The following is a 23,677-nucleotide window of genomic DNA, read 5'->3' on the forward strand; positions in this document are numbered from 1 at the left end:
AACCTACGCACGCGACCACCCATAAAAAAAGCCCCAACAAACGCACAGTCTTGTCGGGGCCTATACTTCAGAGGCTCATTAGGTGGATTGTCCGATGTCGCGGCTCAGAGCTTTTCGGACGTTTTCGCACTAACTTCTAGGGTAAGGCGGCTCTGAAGAAGTCTTATAAGTTACGGACATTCTTCTAAATCAACCTCTAACGACTGGTCATTTCTTCCAGCTGAGGTGTTTAGATCTCCTCGTTTGATGATGGCCGTAAAGCGCTCAATTCTATCCGTCGTGCCATCATTCAGGAATTCTCCCGGCACAAACGTGAAGTGAAAGATGCCCGGCTCAACTTCTCTCAAAGCCAATTCCGGTGTGTTTCCTACTTGTGTCCACAAGGCGTATTGCTGACCCGGACCAATCGGATCGTCACTGTCCGTCCAGTACGTAATGTGCACAAACACATTTCCCTCTGGCAAGTCCTGCATCGTTGCTTTCGGCTCGCGATTGTTGTCATAAACGATGGTCACAATCGAACTGTCGTTCACGAACTTAGGGAACTGGTATACCGGATCTTTCGTGGTTGTAGGTGGGTCAACCGCTACCGTGAGGTCAGAACTCTTGATGTCCGGATCTCCATAACCTCCACCGTCTTTCGGCTTAACCAAGAACGAGATGTCCTTTGCATATACGTTAGCGGCACTAGTCTCGTAGAAGTCTACTGGAATAATCGACCAGCTGAAGACGTAACCACCTTCGTGTTTCATGATCAACGTGTCATTCGAGTTCTTCCATGCCTGAGAACCAATTCCGTTCACATACGGGTGCCCTACAGGGTGCTCAACGGGACTCCATGTCCAGATGTACATGTCCTCTCCTGCATCAACCGCATCCATCAAAAGCTGGTTGTGGTCCAAGCTCATGTCAAGGGCGCTGATGTCAACCATAATCTTGAGGCTGTCCTCAGGATTAATGTTCTCAGGTGGGTCTGTCGTAACCTGTGCATTGGCTACAAATCCGCCCATCAATACTGCAAAAAGTGATACTACCTTTTTCATGATATTAATTTTGACGGGTGAATGTATACTCATATCTGGCAACCGCTTCGCCGCATTGCTCTACCTCGAAGCTCAATCCGAAGTACTTATCCGTTTCTCTCGGCGCGTTAAGCATGTTCACCATCTTAGCGGTTCCTCCAGTTGGAGTAATCATCATTTCAGTTGGATAATACGCGGTGTCGAACGCAAATGTTCCAGCCGTTCCGAAAGGGTTCTCACCTTTTCCTGTCTGATCCACCGTGTATGTCCCATCTGAGCTAAAGCTGATGATCCACTCGTTTCCAGGGATGGTTGCGTAGCCGGAAATGTCTTCTGCCTCCGGAACCGGGAGTGTGATGTCGTAAATCGTCGCACTGGATTGCTTCCAAGTGCCTGGAACACCGTCGCCGGCGCCGTAAGCCGGACCTGGATCGGTCGGCTGATCTGGTCTACACGAAATTGCCAATGCAATCGGTAGAGCCAATGCGAATATTCTTGTTAGTGCTTTCATCTTCTAAAGTTTAGCAACCACCTTCTTCATTCAATACAAATACGTCAGAACGCTCTACAGCTGGGAACTGAAGAACCTGACCTGGGCAATCCCAATCCGCGCCACGAATGGTTTGGATCTCACCCAATACGCCTAGGCGCTTGAGTTCGTGAATTCTATCTCCTTCACACATCAATTCAATTCGGCGTTCGTAACGAACTGCATCTAGAATTTCAGTGCTCGTTGCAGTTGGCGCCAAGTTGTACGCGTTGCTACCGTAAGCGCGCTCACGAATGTCGTTCACATCCTGAATAGCCGTTCCGAGATCACTTCCCGTCATAGCCAATGCCTCTGCACGTGTGAGTTTCAATTTAGTCAAATGAACAATCGGCACATCCATGAAGTCGTAGTTGAACTTGCTGTATACGATCATTTCATTCGGATTCCCTTGATTCAAAACCGAGAACCAAACGCTGTCGCGAATGTCATCCGGATTGCTAGTCACCAACGCATATGTATTTGCATCAATGGTCAACTCTGGATTTGGATTCGGTTGATTGTCCCAACGGAAGAATCCCGCAAATGAACCTCCGCGGTTGTCATTCAAGGAAGCGAAGCTATATCCACCGAAAACAATTTCAGTGTTCATGCCTGCTTCATAGCGGTTAAACCCTGGCATCAAAGTAGTCGTGCTACCTGAAATAGCGCTATCCGCATAGGCTGCAGCGCTTGAGAATTGATTCATTTGGAAGTACACATCAGCCAGTACGCCATGAGCGGCCGCTTTGGTTGCGTAGATGCCGTTACTTTCTGGCAATCTTTGTGCAACTGCTTCCAATTCGGAGATGACAAAGTTGTACACTTCGTTCACCGTGTTGCGCGGAACAAGCTCACGGATAGTAGCCGTTTTGTTCACTACACCGAGGTGGCTATTGTCGCTCGAAAATCCGAAAGGCTGTCCAAAGTAGCGTACCATTTCGAAGTGCATGAGGGCTCTGAGGAATCGGGCTTCGTCTAGAATCTCTTGACGACGGTTCGCTTCCACATCAACGAGGTCGATGTTTTCGAGCAACCAGTTCGCACGGTAAACTGCGCGATACGCATCGAGGTACACCGCACTTACGTCGGAGTTGAAGATGTTCGTCTGGCGACCATATACTTCTTGAAGGAAGGTTGAGGTGCGTGGACGATTGATGTTATCACCAAGGGCGGTGCTGAACGCCTGCATACGACCATTGTACACGTTTGCGGTAACGTCGTAAATCGAGTTCAACACGTTTTCGATGTCCTGCTGATTTGAGATGGCTTCACCTTCGAGAAGTACTCCTTCGGGTTTTACATCAAGGAAATCAGAACAAGCGGTTCCTCCTAGAATGAGGGCACCGATCACTGCGAATTTTGCAATCTGCTTTTTCATCATTTGGAGGATTAGAAGTTAACGTTTAGTGCGAGGCTGAACGTTCGCTCTTGTGGCGGCGTCAGGTACGTGATGTTCACACTCATGTTTCTATCAGTCGCATTCTCGAAGTCACGCGCAATCTCAGGATCCAATCCCGGATAGTTAGTGAGTACGAATACGTTCGTTGCAATGAAGCTCACGCGGAAGCGGTCGATACCCCAAGAGTCGATAGTTGACTTCGGCAGGTTATACCCAATTGTGAAGTTACGTAGGCGTAGGTAGTCCGCATCGTGCAACCAGAGGTCGGTATTGATCCACGGAGTGTTAGATCCGTAAACACCTGGGTCGCGAGTCAAACGTGGGTACGTCGCTTCATCTCCAGGCTGAGTCCAGCGGTCGAAGATTTCAGTACGCATGTTCCAGTCGGTTACTACACCAAGCTGACGCTTAGATGAAGAATCGTAAACCTGACCTCCAAGGCTGTATACGAATAGGAAGCTGAGGTCCCAGTTGTTCCAAGTAAATGAGTTGGTGATACCACCAATCGCATCAGGAAGAACTTTACCTACGGCTACACGATCATCCGGAGTCCATGTCATGGTCTCGTTTCCGTTGATGTCGAGGTAAACCGGACGTCCAGTTGCTGGGTCCACATGGCTCCAACGAACGAGGAAGTTCGTTCCCACAGGAGATCCAACTACTACACGCGTGTCGTTGGTACCACCAGATACGGCATCTTCAGAATATCCGCCAATGCTCGTAATTTCGTTGTAGTTGTAGGCGATGTTGAAGTCAACCTTCCAAGAGAAGGTGTTGGTCACAACTGGGCGAGCTGTAATGCTGAATTCAACCCCTGTGTTGAGGATTTCTCCGAGGTTATCCCAATAGTTGTCGAAACCTTGGTATCTCGGAAGCTGAACGCTCAAGAGGGCGTCAGTAGTGTACTTGTAGTAGTATGCGATTTCACCTGTGATACGATCATCCAAGAAACCGTATTCAAGGGCTGCGTCGAAGATTTGTGATTCTTCCCACTTCAAGGTTGGGTTTTCACGAATGAGCTGGTACGTAATCGGCTGGCCGAAGTAGTTACCATTCTGACCATAGGTTGCGCGCCATTGGTTGTTTGGAATGGCAGCGTTACCACTAATACCATAGCTCATCTTCAACTTCATGAAGCTGATAACCTCGTTGTCGTACAAGAACGGTTCGTCAGACATTACCCAGCCCGTTCCCAATGAAGGAAATACACCCCATCTGTTTTCAGGACCGAAGTTTGAAGAGGCATCTGCACGAACTACCGCTTGGAAGAGGTACTTGTCTTTGATGCTGTAGTTCACACGTCCGAAGAAGCTGGCAAACGTATTTCCGCTACCCGGAAGGTTCGTGTAATCGAGTTCAAGTTGGTCGAGGAGTTCAGGGTTTGTGAAAAACGGACCCTGTGCGTCGGTAACTTCGTTGGTGTACGAGCTATCAACTGGGTTGAAGTAGTTTCCGTTTACCTGGCGGCGCTCCTGGAATTCCGTACCGGCGAGGAAGGTGAAGTTGTGGCCTTCAGCCGCTTGGTAGAGATAGGTTGCGGTTGCATTCACGTTCCAGTTTCTAACCTGAAGCGGGAATCGTTTAGCAACACCTGCATGCGTTGTTCCAATGAGCTCTTGTGGCTCGTAAATGTCTTCCACGAGCTGCATGAAGTCGTAAGATCCCGATGCGGTGAGGAAGAGTTTGTCGGTAACGTTGTAGGTAAGCATCGCGCTGTTGATGCTTCGGATTTCGCGCTGTTGCCAATCTTTCAAGTCGCGGAGGCGAACTGGGTTGTTACCACCACTAAAGTAGGTCCCATCGTCGTTGTAGATCGGGTAGATAGGCAGGGCGGTTGACATTGCTGCTCCGAGACCTCCTGACCAACCTTCGTCAACACGGTTGTTCAAACCTTGGAATACACTAGATGTGATTCCTAGTTTGATCTTATCCGTAATGTTGATATCACCGTTCACACGAGCACCAAGACGTTGGTAGTTGTTTTGTGTGAGGTAACTCTGGTTGTTGTCGTACGTAAGGCCAACGCGGTAGTTGTATCCTTTGCCATTCTGACCTACAGCAAAATCGTATTGTTGATTCACAGACATGCGCGTCATTTCGTCGGCCCAGTCGGTGTTTACTTCACGAGCTTCTGCTAATGAAATACCCCCTGGAAATACCGGTTCGCCGGTAGGAGGGGGTGTAGAGAAGAGCTCGGGATTTGTAAGGTAGAGTGCTTGGTCGTTGAACCATGCTTCCTCGTACATCTGGATGTACTGCTCAGAGTTGAGCATGTTTGGCATGGCCGTAGGCTGACCCACACCTACACGGGTGCTGAACTCAAAGTTCATTTCCCCTGGACGGGTGTTGGCGCCTCTTTTAGTGGTGATGAGGATAACCCCGTTAGATCCACGAGAACCGTAAATGGCTGTGGCGGAGGCATCTTTCAAAATCTCTACGCTCTCAATGTCTTCTGGGTTGAGGGAGGCGAGCGGGTTATTGTTCATCGCGCCCGAGTTTCCTTTGAGGAAGTAGTCTTGCGTGATCGGAATTCCGTCCACCACGTAGAGTGGGTCACCGCCAGCAGAAATGGAAGCGATACCGCGCACGCGCACTACCGAACCAGATCCTGCAATACCCGAGCCTGTCACAACCTGCACACCTGGGGCCTTACCCTGGATGGCGGTTTCAAAGCTCGGAGTAGGCATGTCGGTAAGCTGGCGTGAATCCAAGCTAACGATGGAGCCGGTCACTTCCTTCTTACGTTGAACACCATAACCAACAATGATCACTTCGTCGAGCTCATTGCTGCTAGGTTCCATTTTCACGTTGAGTGTTGCGGCACCACCAGCGGCAACGTCAACTCCTTGTTGTTTTTCTATGTATCCGAGCACGTCGAAATTCACGACATAACTACCGGCTTCTAAGCCATTGATTTCATACATACCGTTGAAATCGGTTACGTCGGATTTATCCGTTCCTCGGACGACAACGGCCACCCCTGGCAGAGGTTCGTTGTATTCGTCGGTAACCACCCCAGTAATACTCTGTGCGGAGAGTTGGGTGGTTAATACGCTGAATAACAGTAATGTTACAGCGGAGTACAGTTGCTTCATACTGCGGTTATTGAGTGTTCGTGGAATCTCAAAAGTAGCAAAATATTTGTTAAGTGTACTTTTTACACTTATTAATTTTGAGCGGGTTGAGTGCCTCACACAGAGACACGGAGGACACAGAGACTTCGCTCGTAGAGAAATGTGGGATGTGCTTGGAAGATCATCGGGCGTGGTCAACGCAAAATCGCTAAAATCAAAAACATTGTAGCGCGTATAAAACCGCGAAAAGGGTGCGATGGATTGAGCTGAAATCAAGAGCTGAGGATTGAACTCCAAGGCTGCTCTGGAATTGCACCAAAAGGCACGGTGCTTTAGCGCGTGCCGGGCTTGGGCTATCGCGAGATGAGCTTGGTAGATCATCGGACGTTTTCCTCGCAAAACCGCAAAAAGCAAAGCCGCGAATATCATCGGACGTGGTCCACCCGCCGGCTGGCGGGCAGGCTGCAAAATCGCTAAAATCAAAATCATTGGAGCGCGTATCAAAACCGCGAAAAGGGTGCGATGGATTGAGCTGAAATCAAGAGCTGAGGATTGAACTCCAAGGCTGCTCTGGAATTGCACCAAAAGGCACGGTGCTTTAGCGCGTGCCGGGCATGGGATATGGACATGGGCTGTCTTGGCTTTCCTGCGCCGATAGGCGGAGGATCCTTTTGATCGACGATAGGAGAGCAATCCTTTCATCCGCCAATTGGCGGATGATCGCTACCTCAACAACACCAACTTCCCCTCCGTAACTCCGCCCAACCTCTGGATGCGGTATACGTATACTCCGTTGGAGACGTAGTTACCGGCGTTGGTCGTTCCCTTCCAGATTACATCACGGATGCTTTCCGTCATGCCGTAGGAGGTGTAATCCCAAATCTGATTACCCTGGAGGTCGTAGATGTAGATTTCTACAAAGTCGTTTGTGACCGTTTCAATTTCAAAGTGAACGCCGTTCTCGTCAGCAATTGTTGGGAAGACCCTCACCTGATTGGTTGTAGGTGTGTCAGCTGGTTCAGATGTGTCACCCGGTTCCATCGGAGCAGGACGCAATCGCACGTCTGAGTATAAGCGGTATTCACCCGGTTTCAGGGATAAGATTGAATCAGTATCTGTAACGTTCAAACTGTCATTTGTGAAGAACTCGTACCACATACCAGTCTGGCTAAACTGCGGGTTGATTGTAGCATCAACAATATTGAAGTTACCAAGGATGATAACATTCATATTGGCATCACTCAAGCCAATGCGCTTCGTGTAAGCGGAAAGTCCCAACTGCAAATTGCCATCCTTACGGAAGATTTCATGCTGAGATCGGAGTTCATTCAAGATTGCAAAGTGATTGTACAATGCTCTTCGGTTAGAATCCTGGAAGTAGTCCCAACGAATTGGCTTGTTTCCAACTCTACCGTTGTAGTCGATGCTATAGTCGTATCCAACCTCCCCGAACATCCAAAGCATTTTAGGTCCCGGCAGCGTGTAGAAGAAGGTTGATGCCAAGGCCACTCTCTGAAGCGCCGTATCGATTTCCCTGGTGGTGTAGTTTACATTCCGGTTGCCGAAATTGATATTTCGATACATCAATCGCTCTTCATCGTGACTTTCCATGTAACCAATGAGGTGCATGTCTGCCCAACCTCTACTCTTGTGTGTGACGCCGAAGAAGTTCGATGGATAGCCCATCGACCCTTCATTATACTGATGGTTTTCATTTCCCCAAAGCATCATTCCGCCATTGGCCAGCGCTGTTTCTTCTGAAATGTCCGCAAAGTGCTCGAGCGTGAAGTAGGCTCCCGGGTCTACCGACCAAACGGTGTTCGCGTAATCCGTTAGAATGTCTACACGTGTTTGGTCATATTGACCCCATAAGCCGACATTCCCAAGCGTGTTTTTTTGCGTCAGACCTTTCGACAAGTCCATTCGATAGCCGTCAACCTGGAATTCTTCCATCCAATAGGTGAGGACATCTCGACAAAACTTGCGGGTGTCGAAACTCTCGTGGTTAAAGTCGTAGCCCACGTTAAAGTCGTGCTTCGGAACAGGGTTGAACCACGGGCTATTTGCAGCAGGGCGGTTGTTGGCGCCGTCCCAATACATGCGAACCATTGGGTTTTGTCCAAAGGCATGGTTCAATACAATGTCTAGAATCACCGCGATGCCTCGTTTGTGACAACTGTCCACGAAGCGCTTCAGTTCATTTGTTTCACCATAATACTTATCTACCGCAAAGAAGAAGCTCGGGTTGTATCCCCAACTCTCGTTTCCTTCAAACTCCATGATGGGCATCAACTCGATGGTGTTCACGCCCAAGTTTTGCAAATAGTCCAGTTTTTCAATGACTGAATTATAGGAGTGCCCTTCGCGGAAATCGCGAATGAGCAATTCGTAAATCACGAGTTCTTCTTGATCTGGACGTTGATAGGTGTAGCTGTTGTCCCAAGTGTATTGAGCCGGATTTGGGTCGCTATAAGAAACGATGTTGCTCGCCTTTCCTACGGGGTAATCGGGTACGTTGGCGTAAGTTGAATCGTGAATCCAAGGGTCGTTCCAAGGGTCTAGCACAACTCGGGAATAGGGGTCAGCCACTCGAATCGCGTCGGCTCCAACGTGGTATTGGAACTTGACAGGTTGACCCGGTGTGAGATTGTCTAGGATAATCCAGAATACTGAATCGTTAGGCGTTTTGGTCATCTGATAAGGCTCGTCCAACTTCCAATCGTTGAAATCGCCAATCACATACACATATTCTTTGCCCGGAGCTCGAAGCTCAAGGTAGAGAGAGTCGTTTCTCCACGTGATACCCGGCTTTCCCCAGCTCGGCTTCGAACCTGTTGGGGTCATCGTTCTTATGGTAATTTCCAACGTGTCGTAAATCGTTGTGCTTCCATTGTCGGCAGAGAACACGATAGTGTGTAAACCGGGGCTCAGCGTGTTTAATTGAAGGGTATGGTTTAGCACATTGCCGTTTGTTGTGGCGACCGAATTTCCATCAACAAGAAAATCGAGTGCTGCACTTTGCGAAGCTTGACCCTCCAACTCTACACTGTCGGTTTGTTCTAAGAGGAGGTTAGGGTCGGAAGGGGAGATGATGGCCGCGGCAAAAGCGGACGTGTAAATCGGCACAAAAATATCTGAACCATCAGAGGCGCGCCCCACGGTGTTGCCCGCTTGATCTCTGAATACAAAGGCTAAGGCAGAGACCGTTTCGTTCGACGGTACGCTGTAAAACGAGTTGATGTGATACTTGAGCGTATGTTTGTTATTACCGATGTTGGTCATCTTCATGCGCGCATCATCGGTGCCCCAGGTTCCCTGAACATGACGCCAATCTGTGGCTGAAGTGCTGAGGTTCGTGATTACACCGGTATGGGCATAAACTTGGCTCACCCCGACGAGTGCAGCATTGCCCTGGGTGGCGTCAAAGGTCACCGTCACAGTATCGTTTTGAGTAACGAAGGTGGGGGTGAGTGTAACTTGACTAAATCCCGAAATGGTGAGTCCTAAAGCGAGTACAAGGGACAGTCGTTTGCGCATTGAGTTTACATCATTAGCCTAGAATTTCATGGTCACAAAACTTCCTGGTACGGGGGCTTGCGACAGGACTTCTAGGTTGAGTTCATATAGTCGAGCCGGCTTGTGTACCACTCCCGTTTGCTTTTCGTCGAGTGGAACAACCAGCTTCTCTTTCATCACCTTTTTTCTGAAATTTCGCTTGTCGAGCTCGCGGTCTTCAATAGCTTCATAAAGACTTTGCAGCTGGCTCAAAGTGAATTTCTCAGGAAGCAATTCGAAACCAACTTTTCGGTTTTCGAACTCCTCGCGGAGACGCACAAGTGCGGATTCAGAAATACTGTTGTGGTCGAAGGCTAGTGATGGAACTTCGTGGATGTCTTTCCAGAAAACACGTTCGGCAAAGCTGGATGCTTCGGGTGCGAAGTCGTCCATCTTTACAAGTGCATAATATCCGATGGTGATAACTCGCGCCTCAGGATTGTCGCGATAACTCTTCAGCCAGTCGAGGTCTTCCACCTGTTTCACACGATTCGGATCACCGAAAGCGTGAAACTGACGAAGGAAAATCCCCTCAATACCGGTAAGCTCTCGAAGTACACGTGCTGCGGCATCGTCGAGACTCTCATCGTTTAAGACGAGGTCGCCCGGAAGCGCAAGATGACCTGGCTTGCCATCTACAGGCTTTTGCTCAATCAGCAGTACTTTTAGAGATTGAGTGTCGAAACCAAATACAACACAGTCAACCGATACGTTAGGATTTATCACGTGCTCAGACATTTTTCCTGGAATTTCCGCTAAGATACAACCTCAGTTGTGCCTTGAGAACCAGAACAGATAACATCAAATTTCGACCAAGTTACGCAATAAGTGTCAATTTTACACTAAGTTTGTCTTTCCTCGAACAAATCAACCCTATGGCCAAAGCAATTAAATCAATCGCTGTACTTACATCTGGAGGGGATGCACCCGGCATGAACGCTGCCATTCGCGCAGTGGTCCGCACGTCCATTTTCTACGAAAAGAGAGTGTTTGGGGTTCGTCGTGGTTACGACGGATTGATTGAAGGGGATATGGAAGAGCTCAACACCAAGTCGGTAAAAAACATCCTGAACCTCGGCGGTACGTTTTTAAAGTCTGCCCGAAGTGAAGAGTTTAGAACCGATGAAGGTCAACAAAAGGCCTACGAGCAACTTCAAAAGCACGAAATCGATGCGTTGGTTGTCATTGGAGGTAACGGAACGTTCACGGGCGCGCATCGCTTCTATGAAAAGTTCGGTGTTCCTGTTGTTGGAATTCCGGGGACGATTGACAATGACCTGTTCGGCACGGATTACACGTTGGGTTTTGATACCGCGACGAATACGGTTGTCGATTGTATTGATAAAATTCGCGATACAGCCTCTTCACATAACCGTCTTTTCTTCGTAGAAGTGATGGGAAGAGATGCTGGGTTTATCGCCATGAATACCGCCGTTGCTACGGGTGCACTCGACGTTATTTTGCCGGAAGAGAACAAGACGTTTGACGATCTTTTCGGTGAAATAGAACGAGGTGCAAGTCGAAGAAAGACTTCGAACATCGTAGTAGTGGCAGAAGGAAATAAACTGGGGAATAGCTTCGAAATAGCCGAAAAGGTGAAAGCGCACTTTCCTCAACTCGATACCAAGGTGACGATACTCGGACACTTACAACGCGGCGGAGCGCCTTCGTGCTTCGATCGTGTAACGGCCAGTAAGCTCGGCCTGGCAGCAGTGGAAGGCCTGCTGAACGGAAGAGCAGACGTGATGGTCGGAATAGTAGACAGTGAACTCACCTACACATTCCTGCAACAAGCAGTAATGAATAAGGCTCAGCTCGATCCTGAAATGTTACGAATCTCTAAAATCTTAGCTATCTAATGAAGAAGATTGCAATCAATGGATTTGGTCGTATCGGTCGACTGACATTCAGAAACCTCCTCCAAAAGGATGGATTGGAAGTAGTAGCCATCAATGACCTAACGGCTACCTCCGTACTCGCACATTTGTTGAAGTACGACACCGCCCATGGTAAATTCCCTGGAACGGTAGAAGCTACAGAGGACAGTCTTATCGTAAACGGTAAGTCTATCCGCGTTTATGCTCAACGCGATCCCGAAGCCTTGCCTTGGGGTGAGCTAGGAGTGGATGTGGTACTCGAATCAACCGGCATTTTTAGAGATGCCGAAGGTATGGGTAAGCATATCAAAGCTGGAGCGAAACGAGTAGCGCTTAGTGCGCCTGCAAGCGGACCTTTGAAAACTGTTGTACTTGGAGTAAACGACGAAGAGCTGACCGCAGAGGATACGCTCTTTTCAAACGCGAGTTGCACCACAAACTGCCTCGCTCCAATGGCCAAAGTGTTGAACGACAACTTTGGAATTGTACGCGGGTACATGACCACGGTTCACGCGTATACGGCCGATCAAAACCTGCAAGACGGTCCACACAAAGACCTTCGCAGAGCACGTGCCGCAGCACAGAGCATTATTCCAACATCCACCGGAGCTGCAAAGGCCGTGGGATTAGTTTTGCCTGAGTTAAAAGGTAAGCTAGACGGATACGCGATGCGCGTTCCAACAATTACAGGTAGTGCCACCGACCTCACCGTAGAATTGGCAAAAGAAGTTACGGCAGAGGAAATCAACGCGGCTATGAAAGCTGCGGCTGAGGGTCCACTTAAGGGTATTCTAGAGTATACAACCGATCCAATCGTGTCTGCAGACATTGTTGGCAACGGACATTCATGCATCTTTGACAGTGATATCACCTCTGCCAACGGCAAGCTCGTGAAAGTGCTAGGATGGTATGATAATGAAGCGGGCTATTCTGCGAGAATGGCCGATATGGTAGAGCGCGCGGCTAATTTATAGTCGCCTTAATTTAACAGATACCGCATGATTTTTATCGCAGAGAGCGGATCTACGAAATGCGATTGGGTACTTATCAATCGCGAAGGTGAAGAAGTTGGGCGTTGGAACACAATGGGTTTCAACCCCTACTTCCATTCTTCAGATTTGATCCGACATAAATTGTCGCAAGAAAAAGGAATGGTTGCCCACGCCTTAGATATAGTCAAGGTGTGGTTCTACGGTGCTGGATGCTCCACCGCCGAATTGCAACAAGTGGTGATTGAGGGATTACAACAGGTTTTCCCAAATGCAGATGTGAATGTAGACCATGACCTCAATGCTGCGGCTTTCGCGCTTTACGACGGCAAGCCAGAAATTGCATGTATTCTGGGAACGGGAAGCAACAGTTGCTATTTCGACGGGGTGAACGTGCGCGAAGAAGTTCCCGCATTGGCCTATGTACTAGGCGATGAAGGTTCTGCAAGCTGGATTGGAAAGCGACTTGTAGCCGATTTTCTGTACAAGCGTCTTCCTGCAGATTTGCACGACGCCTTTGAAGACACCTACCGAACGTCCAAGAACGAAATCATCACCAAAGTTTACAACGAGCCTCACGCCAACGTTTACCTAGCAGGTTATTCCCGATTTGCCGGGGATCATGCAGGTCACCAGTGGATTAGAGCCATCGTTGCCAACGGCTTCGCCAAGTTCATCGATATTCATGTTGGCTGTTTCGAAGAAGCTGCCGATGCGGAGGTGAACTTCGTAGGCTCTGTTGCCAAACAGTTCGAGGATATCCTCCGAAATGAGGTGTCAAAAGCCGGATTCACCTACGGCAGAACTCAAGCCAAACCCGTAAACCTTCTTGTCAAATATCACCTCGAACGCCTAAAAGTGCTCGAAGACCTAAACAAGGTATGATAGAAGGAATTATTTTCGACCTCGACGGTGTGATTGTCGATACGGCCAAGTACCACTTCCAAGCATGGAAGCGCATGGCAGCCGAACTCGGCGTTAATTTCACCGAAGTAGAAAACGAACAACTGAAAGGCGTGAGCCGACGCGGATCTATCGATAAGATTCTCAATTGGGGAGGAATTTCACTTTCCGAAGAGGAAATCGAGAAATGGATGCGCATTAAAAATGAATGGTACCTCGAGTATGTTGCGGGAATGCAACCCAGCGAGATACTCCCGGGTGCCGATAGAATCATTGCAGAAGCGAAATCGCTTGGACTAAAGGTCAGCCTCGGTTCTGCCTCAAAGAATTCTCGGTTTATTCTCGAGAAGGTCAATCTCATTGATCAATTTGACGCCATTGTTGACGGTACAGTGGTGTCTGCTTCTAAACCAGATCCAGAGGTGTTCCTCACAGGAGCCAAGCAACTTGGACTGGAACCCAGCAAGTGCCTTGTTTTTGAAGATGCCGTGGCCGGCGTTCAAGCCGCCAACAATGGCAATATGAAGGTGATAGGCGTGGGAGACTCCACAATCCTTGCAGAAGCAACCCTTACTTTTCCGAACTTGGAGAATGTAAGACTCAAAGAAGACATCATCGATAAAATCTAATCCAGTTCATGGAGAAGCGTTACCTCGAAATCGACGAATGGAAGATTGTTGAGAAGGAATGGAATCCCGACAATCACATGAAGAGCGAAAGTATCTTCAGTATCGGTAATGGCCGAATGGGCCAACGCGCCAATTTCGAAGAAAACTATAGCGGCAAAACCCTTCAAGGAAGCTACGTGGCCGGCGTCTATTATCCAGATAAGACCAAAGTGGGTTGGTGGAAGAACGGTTACCCAGAGTACTTCGCCAAAGTGCTCAATTCCGTAAACTGGATTGGTATGGACGTGAAAGTGGAGGGAGAATCACTCGACCTCAATACCTGTAAAGTGAGCGAGTTTACCCGCGAGCTCGACATGCAACACGGCCTACTTACGCGTTCTTTCGAAGCCGAGTTTAGCACCGGAAAGCGAATTCGCGTGGAGGCTCAACGCTTCCTTAGCCTAGTCGCTGATGAGGTCGGCGCCATCTCATATTCCATCACTCCCCTGAACTTCGTGGGCACCATTACCGTGGTTCCATACCTCGATTTTGATGTTGAAAACCACGATGCCAACTGGGAAGAAAAGTTCTGGGCACCCGTAGAGGAAAAAGTTGCCGCTCAAAAAGGCACGGTTACGGCAAAGACCAAAAAACTCGACTTCCACGTAAGTGCCGCTATGCGCTTTGAAGTGTACGAGGGCGGTAATCACATTACACTTTATCCAGAAACTGAAAAGCGCGAAAAGTTCGTTTCTAACACGGTCGACCTCAAGGTAGAGCAGGGCAAAACCTACACGATTTACAAGTATGCCGGAATTACTTCCAGCATGAATTATGCGGTGGCTACGCTCTCAACTACGGCCGACGAGCGTGCGAGCACAGCTATGAGAAGAGGCTATTCCACGCTTCTAGAAGAACATAAAAACGCATGGCTTGAGAAGTGGTCAACCGCCGATATCGTAATTGACGGTGATCCAGCCGCTCAGCAAGCCATTCGATTCAACATTTTCCACCTTTTTCAAACCTTTACAGGCGTAGATCCTCGATTGAACATTGGTCCGAAAGGATTTACAGGCGAGAAGTACGGTGGTTCAACTTATTGGGACACGGAGGCTTATTGTCTGCCATTCTACCTCAGCACCACTGGACCCGAAGTGGCGAGAAATCTTCTCATCTATCGGTATAAACACCTGAATAAGGCCATCGAAAATGCCCAAAAGCTTGGCTTCACAAATGGAGCGGCGCTTTATCCGATGGTGACGATGAACGGTGAAGAATGCCACAACGAGTGGGAAATTACTTTTGAAGAGATTCACCGAAACGGTGCCATCGCCTACGCGATTTACAACTATGTTCGTCAGACGCTCGACCGAGAATACCTCCAGGAATACGGATTCGAAGTGCTTCTCGGCATCAGCCGATTCTGGGCACAACGTGTGAATTGGAGCGAAGCGAAGGGCAAATTTGTGATGCTTGGGGTGACAGGGCCAAACGAGTATGAAAACAACATCAACAATAACTTCTATACCAATAAAATGGCCATTTGGACCATGGGGTATACGCTTGAGGTTATTGAGTATTTGAAGGCTAACCACGCCGACAAATACGAGGCACTTGTTGCTAAAACGAACTTCGACGAAAGCACGGAGACCGCACATTGGTCAAATGTGATTGAAAAGATTGAACTGCCATTTGACGAGAAGCGAGAGGTATATCTGCAACAAGATGGCTTCTTGGATAAAGAACTTCGTTCGGCCGACTCGTTGGATGACAGTGAGCGCCCGATTAACCAGCACTGGAGTTGGGATAGAATCTTGCGGTCTTGTTTCATCAAACAGGCCGATGTTTTGCAAGGCTTGTATTTCTTCGAGCATGAATACGATCTAGATACACTCAAGCGAAACTTTGACTTCTACGAGCCAATGACGGTTCACGAAAGCTCGCTTTCCCCTTGTGTACACGTAATTCTTGCTTCCCGCATTGGTTATGGTGAGAAAGCCTACGAATTGTACTTGCGTACTTCTCGACTTGACATCGACGATTACAACCGCGAGGTGCACGAAGGCTTGCATATTACCAGTATGGCCGGCACTTGGATGTCTGTTGTACAGGGCTTTGGTGGGATGAAAATCGTAGATGAAAAGCTACACTTTGAGCCATTGCTGCCAGAAGGATGGAACTCGTTGAACTTTACCATTCGTTGGCGTGATGCGGTACTCAAAGTGACCATTGATGGTGACAATTTCTCTGTGGAGAATGTTTCTGAGGCTTCAGCGGAATTCTATTTCAAAAATGAAGCGCACACGATTTCCGCGAATAGCAGCACATCCATTGCTTTAAGTGCATAAAATCTGAATGATGAAAAAGGCCTACCTCATACTTCCAGTTCTTGCGCTTGCAGCGTGTCAATCTGAACCCAAACTCCCGGCGGTAAATCAGCCTGCCGAGTCAGCAATTGTTGGGTTAGCTACACCAGTTCAATTGCGTGGAACAGGGGTGACCGAGGTGCACCTGGGCGATTACATCAATCCGGAAAAAATTGATTCGTTCTACCTGCCTGCAGAGGTGAGCGCTTCGAATATTGATCCAGACCAACGCATTATTGGAATAGAGCCGGAGCCAACACTCGGTATGGAAACCTTCATGCGCGTTTTCGCGGATGGGCAGCCGTACGACATCATCATTCACCGTTCTAGAAAGGTGCCAGTTGAAGTGAGAATTCCAGCCGACTTGTTCGATGGGACAGTGACCATCTTCGGTAGCTTCAATGCGTGGAATCGCACATCGGATACGATGGTTCTAGAAGGAGACGATCTTGTGTATCGAAGCGAATTTCAACCTGGCGTTCAGGAGTACAAGTTCTTCGTAAACGATGTAGAATACACTGATCCCAATGCGGAGCAGGTGTCCAACGGCATGGGCGGTTTTAATTCCGTTCTCGAAGTGAAGCCAAGGGGAGAAAAACCCGAACCAATTCGCGCAATTGGCTACGAAGAAGGGACCGTTTATCTCAATGCCCTTCCTGAAAGTCAGGACTTGAAAGTACTTTGGGATAATCAGCTTCTTCCAGAAGAGTATATCCATCACGGTGCAGATTCCATTGCAGTGAGAATTCCGTCCAACGCCGCGCAGATCAACCGATCGACGCTGCGCTTTTTCTCATCAAATGAAGCAGAGTGGGCTAGAGAACTCCGCATTCCTCTTGCTGCAGGAAAACCGATCATGAACGCACAGAACGTGAAACGTCAGGATTGGAGCTCCGCGCGCATGTACTTCATCATGATCGATAGATTTGCCAATGGAGATACGGCGAACGACGAGCCACTAAACGACCCCGAAGTTCTGCCTCAATGCGATTACCGTGGAGGAGACATCGCCGGCGTATTAGAGAAATTGAGAGAGGGATATTTTGACAAGCTTGGAGTGAACACCATTTGGCTGTCCCCAATTACGCAAAACCCAACGGATGCTTGGGGACTTTGGGACAAGGGTGGCGTTCGCACGAAATTCTCAGGATATCACGGCTATTGGCCTATTTCAAACACACAAATCGATTACCGTTTTGGAGACCCCGAGGTGCTCAAAACGCTTATTGACGAAGCCCACGCGAAGGGCTACAACGTGTTGCTCGATTATGTGGCAAATCACGTTCATCAAAGTCACCCTATTTACCAGGAACATCCGGAGTGGGCGACCGACCTGTACTTGCCCGACGGAAGCCTTAATACGGAAAGATGGGACGACCATCGCTTGACGACTTGGTTCGACAACCACCTTCCGACCCTTGACCTTAGAAAGCCAGAGGTGGTTGAGCCCATGACGGATTCGGCATTGGTTTGGCTTACAGATTTTGAGTTCGACGGATTCCGTCATGATGCAACCAAGCACATCGACCTGATCTTCTGGCGGACGTTAACCCACAAAGTGCACGAGCGTGTAAACCGTCCGATTTACCAAATTGGTGAGACTTACGGCTCTGCCGAGCTCATCGCGAGTTACTTGTCTACCGGCATGTTGAATGCTCAGTTTGACTTCAACGCATACGATGCTATCCTCAATGTTATTGCCGATGAGAGCATACCGATGGAGCGCGTTGTAGATGTGATGAACGCGAGCTGGGACTGGTATGGGCAGCACAATACCATGGGGTATATTTCGGGGAACCAAGACCGTTCAAGATTCATTTCTATCGCCAGTGGAGATGTTCTTCTAAGTGAAGATCAAAAGCTCGCGGGGTATACTCGCGACATTGGCAAACCACAATCCACAGCATATCAACAACTGCTATTGCTGCACGTATTTAACCATTCGATTCCAGGAATTCCGGTGATTTATTACGGTGATGAATACGGTTCGCCAGGCGCGAATGACCCAGACAATAGAAGGATGATGAAGTTTGGCGAACTCGATTCTGACGAGAAGTCGCTGCGCGATGAGGTATCGGTCCTCGAGGATGTCCGCGCCAGCGAAATGGCACTCATTTACGGATCGGCAGAAATTGAAGCTATCAGTGAATCACTTCTTCACATTCGAAGAGAATATCTGGGAACAACAATCGATATCTACATCAATCGCTCAAAAGATGCGGTTGAAATTCCAGCGGAAGCTGGTGCAGAAGTATTATTCGGACAAGAACTAGAAAACAACATGCTACCGGCATTGTCTGCCATCATGCTTAAAAAATCATAACCTATGAATAAGTTCATTTTCGGTCTAGCTGCTTCGGCTCTGATCCTTACGGCTTGTCAGAACAACTCCAATAAATCACAGGGTGACGAAAAACAGCCTGTAGAGATTCCGAGCTGGGAGGCAACGGCATCCATCTACGAGGTGAATATTCGTCAGCATACGGCTGAAGGCACAATCAATGCTTTTACTCCTGACATTGACCGCATTGCGGACATGGGCATTGAGATTCTTTGGATTATGCCGGTTCAACCTATTGGCGTCGAGGGAAGAAAGGACCCAGACGAAACGGGAGAGGCAATGGGCAGTTATTACTCTATCTCCGATTACACCGCCGTTGCGAGTGAGTATGGAACGGTAGAGGATTTCAAAGCTATGGTTGATAAAGCCCATGAGCGAGGTATGAAAGTAATCCTCGATTGGGTGGCCAATCACACGGCTTTCGACCACCATTGGGTATCTGAGCATCCGGAGTATTATTCACTTACGGAAGACGGTGTACCGAGTGTAGCCATGGACAACGACGGCAACCTTACGGATTGGACGGATGTTGCCGATTTGAACTACAACAATCCGGACATGCAGGAAGCCATGGCTCAAGAAATGCTATGGTGGATGACGGAGACGAATATCGACGGCTTCCGTTGTGATGTGGCGGGATTCGTTCCTCACGAGTTTTGGCAAATGGTTATTCCTAGAATCCGCGAGGTGAAGGAAGAGACATTCATGTTGGCAGAATGGGACGAGCCCTACCTGCACGATGTGTTTGACATGACTTACGGATGGGACTTCCACCACCGCACGAATGAGGTAGCAAAAGGCGAACAGTCGGCTACGACGTTCGACGATTACAAGACCGAGGTTTTGGATAGCCTGTATCCTGAGAATGCGATGAAAATGCTCTTCACCACGAATCATGATGAGAACTCTTGGAACGGCACCGTTTACGAGCGTTACGGTGATGGACACAAAGCCTTTTTCGTGCTATGCGCAACTTATGAGCAGGGTATGCCACTTGTCTACTCAGGTCAGGAAGCTGGGCTCGATCACCGTTTGAGATTCTTCTACAAGGATACCGTGAGTTGGAAGAACCAAAGTCTGGAGAGCTTCTATGCGGCCACGCTTCATTTGAAGAAGTCGAACCCTGCTTTATGGAATGCACCGTATGGAGGCGACATGGTAAAGATTACAACGAGTAATGATGAGGCGGTTTACGCTTTCTATCGTGAAGCAGAAGGAAATACGGTTGTTGCATTCTTCAACTTTAGCGGCGAAGCGGTGTCCTTTGAGTACTCAGGAATGCCATCTGGGGTATACGAAGAGGTTTATTCTGGGAATATCATCAACCTAGATCCGGCTGGAATCATGGACCTCTCTCCTTGGGGCTTCATGTTGTTTAGCACGGAAATTACAGGGGTAGAGTAATGTTTCATATTGCCATCATAGCGCACGACGGGAAGAAGGCCGATATGGTCACCTTTCTGCGAAATCACATCGAGCTTTTTCACAGAGATGATATCACCTTGGTGGCCACGGGAACTACGGGTGGTCACGTGGAGAAGGCCGGTTTGAAAGTAGAGCGCGTGCTGAGTGGTCCGCGTGGCGGTGACGCCCAAATCGCAGCTCGACTCGCTGTAGGTGAGATAGATGCTGTGTTCTTTTTCAGGGATCCGTTGGACAAGCACCCTCATGAACCGGATATCGCCATGTTGATGCGTTTGTGTGACGTGCACAACGTACCGTTGGCGACAAACCCAGCCACTGCAGAGCTTGTATTTCTGCAGCTATTGAAAGACTAACCTAACAGAACGAATATGGCTAATCAAGCTCCTATTGTGGACAACCCTTCATCTGTGAAAAAGCCTGCCCTTTCATTAAAGCAAATGATCAATTTGAGCATGGGCTTTTTGGGAATTCAAATGGGCTTTGGATTGCAAAATGGCAATGCGAGTCGCATTTTGACCGACTTTGGGGCAGACGTTCACGATTTGGGCTTATTCTGGCTAGTGGCGCCATTCACAGGGCTAATCGTTCAGCCTATTATTGGTCACCTCGGAGATAATACCTGGGGGCGAATGGGACGCAGGAAACCATATTTTCTGATTGGGGCAATTTTCGCTGCACTCGGTCTCATCTTCTTGCCAAACTCCAACATCCTCGCTGGTGAATCCATGAAAGCTATGGAGTTCATGGGCCTATCGGCTATTCTGTGGATGGGCGTGATTTTCTTGGCCATGATGGATGCCAGCTTCAACGTGAGTATGGAGCCCTTCCGAGCTTTGGTGGGAGATATGCTTCCGAAGAGACAAGGCGCTTTGGGCTTTAGTGTGCAAACCATCTTGATTAGCATCGGTGCAATTCTAGGCTCTTTTTTGCCAACCTTATTGACATATGTGGGTGTTTCAAACGAACCTATTGCCGGCAGTGTGGCGCCGAACGTGGTTTGGTCATTCTATGTGGGAGCAGCCATTCTCATGATTACGATTCTCTACACAATCGTGACCATCAAAGAGTATCCGCCAGAAGAATTCGCCAAATTCCAAGGTGAAAAGATTGAGAAGAGGGAAAAGAATATGTTCAGTGCCATCTTTCACGATACGATGAAGATGCCACGCCGCATGCAACGACTTTCGTGGGTGCAGTTTTTCTCTTGGTTTGGGCTATTTACCATGTGGGCATTCACAACGCCTTCAATCGCTCAGAATAACTACGATACAAACATCTCAGAGGTCGAGTACAACCGCGTTTTGGCAGAGATTGATAAGATGGACGAACTAGGGATGGTGTCTGAAGAAGATCGTGAGGACTTTGAGAAGATGCGGAGCTCATTGCTTGAAACGAGTCCGAAAGACGGCATGTACTTCATTCAGAATAAGCCGGCAACCATGCTCAGCCAGAACATGATCCTTAATGATCGCGATTTGTTCGCGAGCTTGAGCGAGCTGCGTACCGCACAGCCGAACTTATTCACTCAGGAAATGACCGAAGAGTTTAAGAAGGCTGAAGGCAAGCTGAATGACGAGGAGTTTGTGCTGAACAGCAGCCTCTCGACCTTCCTTGCAGAGCATTCGAATGATGCTGATATAAGCTTCGTGGCCCGCTTGAAAGCGGTGGCGAAGAACCATCAAAAGGCCGGGGATATGACGGGTTTACTCTTCACCATCTACAATTTTGTAGCCCTGATTTTCGCGTTCTTATTGAACACGTTGGCGAAGCGCACCAGTCGTAAGTTTGTACATTTCTTTGCACTACTCCTAGGAGGACTCGGACTTATCAGCATGATGTTGATTAAAGATCCCGGGTTGCTCTGGATTTCGATGGTTGGAATTGGGGTGGCTTGGGCGAGCATCTTAGCAATGCCATATGCCTTGCTCATCGATTCGCTCCCATTGAACAAAATGGGAATCTACATGGGGATTTTCAACTTCTTCATCGTAATCCCTCAAATCATCAACGGTTTGATGAGTGGAGCGGTTATCCAAGACATCTTTGGTAACTATAGCATTTACTATGTGGCCCTAGGTGGAGCACTCATGCTCTTGGCTAGCTTGCTTACGTTGAGAATTCGCGAACCACTGTTTAGAAGCCCTTCGGAGCCTGAAACAGCAGCGGCTGTCTAGCGCTTCTCATACACATCGACAACCTTGAGTTTCTCAGAGAGCTCATCTAGCTTGATGCCATCTCTGTAGCGCGTTCCCTTCGGTAAGATGATGAACTTCGCGTCATCCGCCCCTTGGCGATCGCTGATGGCGATTCGTGCATAGCGCTCGAGGTAAGATTTGAATACCCAATTCGAATTTAGCTCTGCATTGGTTTGCATGAGCGTGCGTGATTCAAATTGTTCATCAAGCAATCGAACATCTCGAATGACGAATTCATCTCGCTTGATTTTTCCAGCCGTGTAAATGGAGGTTCCTACCCCTAACACGATGAGTACCCAGCCCGTCACCTGCAAATATGGAGATCGCCTCCATTTGCTGGTTGTTTTCTCAATAACCGGACGTAGAATGCTTGCAAAGGCCAGCGCAAAGAATGGATAGACAGGGACGAGGTAGAAGCCGCGTTGCACGAAAGTCGCTACGAACGGTAAGCTACCGGCGATGCCCAAAATCACTAAGAATGTGATGAGAGGCTCCCACTGCATGCGCTCATTGTTCACTCGAGTGAAAATAAGTCCAGCGATGAAGGTCAGAATTCCAGGGATGGCAAGGCTTTCCGCAAGAACACGTAGGATGAAATATCGGTCTTCGGTCGTGGCCCCTTCGGCAAGACGGTTGGCCGTTCTTTCAAACAGGTAAATCTCCAAGCTTTCACGGGCAGGTTGGTAGAGGTATAGAGCGACTCCCGCCACTCCGGCAACGGCAACCATAACCACCGATTGAACGATTGCCTTTTTATAGCTGTGTCTTTCCGCAAGCGCCAATGCAATTGGTGTAATCCAAACGAAGAAGGCCGGCAAGCCTTTGACTAAGAAGCCGCAGACAATTAATAGTCCAGCCCAAATGGCCCAGTAGATGTGTCGGTTTTCCGCCTTAAATGCGCGGTATGCCGCCATGGAGCCACCTAGTACAAAGATGCCCATGGTATTCTCCATCATGTTGTTTTGGAATGACCACTGAACGCCTGTGTTTAGAACCCACAGCAGGACTGGCAACCAGGCCATCTTGTAGTGAGTAGGCCAAATCATCCTCCAAAACTTAACAATAAGTATAGCTGTGATGAGGAAGCTTAGCCCGGTGAAAATGCGTTCGGTGTGAATGCCTCGTCCTAGTACGTCGTAAAACACGGCCATGAATCCATAACCCAGGGGCGGATTTTCATGGAAGCTAGGAGTAGCCATATGTGCTTCGGTAAAGTAGGGCATCCAAAAGGTGCCAACTCCTTCAGAGAGGTTTCTACCAACTGAAGAATACATCACAGCATCCATAAACATCCCATCCATAACAAGAAGGGGGAGTATGAGAATGAGGCAAATGCCTACTGTGATAAGTGCGGGTCCGTTCGTAAAGATTCTTTTCACGCCACAAAGGTGAGG

The 23,677-nt window shown here is 48.6% G+C and carries 16 protein-coding genes; 9 read left to right on the forward strand and 7 right to left on the reverse strand.

The window, feature by feature from the left end:
* Nucleotides 1-170: 170 nt before the first annotated feature.
* The 6 genes from F8C67_RS03850 to F8C67_RS03875 form a co-directional block, all read right to left on the reverse strand.
* On the reverse strand, nt 171-1,043 hold the full coding sequence (locus F8C67_RS03850; RefSeq protein WP_151666494.1) for a hypothetical protein: 873 nt from the start codon (nt 1,041-1,043) through the stop codon (nt 171-173).
* A 4-nt stretch (nt 1,044-1,047) separates the two neighbouring features.
* Nucleotides 1,048-1,533: a DUF5004 domain-containing protein gene (locus tag F8C67_RS03855; RefSeq protein ID WP_151666495.1), complete on the reverse strand. Its 486-nt coding sequence runs from the start codon at nt 1,531-1,533 to the stop codon at nt 1,048-1,050.
* Between the two features lie 10 nt (nt 1,534-1,543).
* The gene (locus F8C67_RS03860; protein ID WP_170266351.1) at nt 1,544-2,929 is read right to left on the reverse strand and encodes a RagB/SusD family nutrient uptake outer membrane protein; all 1,386 of its coding nucleotides are present in this window, start codon (nt 2,927-2,929) and stop codon (nt 1,544-1,546) included.
* An 11-nt stretch (nt 2,930-2,940) separates the two neighbouring features.
* Nucleotides 2,941-6,045 (reverse strand): SusC/RagA family TonB-linked outer membrane protein, encoded by a 3,105-nt coding sequence (locus tag F8C67_RS03865; protein WP_170266352.1) that lies wholly within the window; start codon nt 6,043-6,045, stop codon nt 2,941-2,943.
* A 702-nt stretch (nt 6,046-6,747) separates the two neighbouring features.
* Nucleotides 6,748-9,561 (reverse strand): DUF4961 domain-containing protein, encoded by a 2,814-nt coding sequence (locus F8C67_RS03870; RefSeq protein WP_151666498.1) that lies wholly within the window; start codon nt 9,559-9,561, stop codon nt 6,748-6,750.
* An 18-nt stretch (nt 9,562-9,579) separates the two neighbouring features.
* Nucleotides 9,580-10,317, reverse strand: coding sequence for an NUDIX hydrolase (locus F8C67_RS03875; RefSeq protein ID WP_151666499.1), 738 nt, complete (start codon nt 10,315-10,317; stop codon nt 9,580-9,582).
* 137 nt (nt 10,318-10,454) lie between these two features.
* On the opposite strand from F8C67_RS03875, the gene pfkA reads away from it, so the two are divergent.
* Genes pfkA through F8C67_RS14390 form a run of 9 tightly spaced genes read left to right on the forward strand, consistent with a single transcriptional unit; the run spans nt 10,455 to nt 22,262 of the window.
* Entirely contained in the window at nt 10,455-11,438 is a 984-nt protein-coding gene (gene pfkA, locus F8C67_RS03880; protein ID WP_151666500.1) for a 6-phosphofructokinase, read from the forward strand.
* Nucleotides 11,438-12,430 (forward strand): type I glyceraldehyde-3-phosphate dehydrogenase, encoded by a 993-nt coding sequence (gap, locus tag F8C67_RS03885; protein ID WP_151666501.1) that lies wholly within the window; start codon nt 11,438-11,440, stop codon nt 12,428-12,430. The genes pfkA and gap overlap by 1 nt, the downstream gene beginning before the upstream one ends.
* 24 nt (nt 12,431-12,454) lie before the next feature.
* Complete coding sequence (locus F8C67_RS03890; RefSeq protein ID WP_151666502.1) at nt 12,455-13,330, forward strand: ATPase; 876 nt, start codon at nt 12,455-12,457, stop codon at nt 13,328-13,330.
* A complete protein-coding gene (pgmB, locus tag F8C67_RS03895; protein WP_151666503.1) occupies nt 13,327-13,977 on the forward strand; it encodes a beta-phosphoglucomutase in 651 nt (216 codons plus the stop codon). Before F8C67_RS03890 ends, pgmB begins: the two co-directional genes overlap by 4 nt.
* Before the next feature lie 8 nt (nt 13,978-13,985).
* The gene (locus F8C67_RS03900) at nt 13,986-16,304 is read left to right on the forward strand and encodes a family 65 glycosyl hydrolase domain-containing protein (RefSeq protein ID WP_151666504.1); all 2,319 of its coding nucleotides are present in this window, start codon (nt 13,986-13,988) and stop codon (nt 16,302-16,304) included.
* Between the two features lie 10 nt (nt 16,305-16,314).
* On the forward strand, nt 16,315-18,645 hold the full coding sequence (locus F8C67_RS03905) for an alpha-amylase family glycosyl hydrolase (RefSeq protein ID WP_170266353.1): 2,331 nt from the start codon (nt 16,315-16,317) through the stop codon (nt 18,643-18,645).
* Between the two features lie 3 nt (nt 18,646-18,648).
* Nucleotides 18,649-20,067: an alpha-amylase family glycosyl hydrolase gene (locus F8C67_RS03910; RefSeq protein ID WP_151666506.1), complete on the forward strand. Its 1,419-nt coding sequence runs from the start codon at nt 18,649-18,651 to the stop codon at nt 20,065-20,067.
* Nucleotides 20,067-20,441, forward strand: coding sequence for a methylglyoxal synthase (locus tag F8C67_RS03915; RefSeq protein ID WP_151666507.1), 375 nt, complete (start codon nt 20,067-20,069; stop codon nt 20,439-20,441). Before F8C67_RS03910 ends, F8C67_RS03915 begins: the two co-directional genes overlap by 1 nt.
* 15 nt (nt 20,442-20,456) lie before the next feature.
* Nucleotides 20,457-22,262 (forward strand): MFS transporter, encoded by a 1,806-nt coding sequence (locus F8C67_RS14390; protein WP_223277507.1) that lies wholly within the window; start codon nt 20,457-20,459, stop codon nt 22,260-22,262.
* Here the strand turns inward: F8C67_RS14390 and F8C67_RS03925 are convergent.
* Complete coding sequence (locus F8C67_RS03925) at nt 22,259-23,662, reverse strand: ArnT family glycosyltransferase (protein ID WP_151666508.1); 1,404 nt, start codon at nt 23,660-23,662, stop codon at nt 22,259-22,261. The genes F8C67_RS14390 and F8C67_RS03925 overlap by 4 nt on opposite strands.
* Nucleotides 23,663-23,677: the final 15 nt, after the last annotated feature.

The sequence above is a fragment of the Phaeocystidibacter luteus genome, assembly GCF_008933115.1.
Classification (GTDB): domain Bacteria; phylum Bacteroidota; class Bacteroidia; order Flavobacteriales; family Schleiferiaceae; genus Phaeocystidibacter; species Phaeocystidibacter luteus.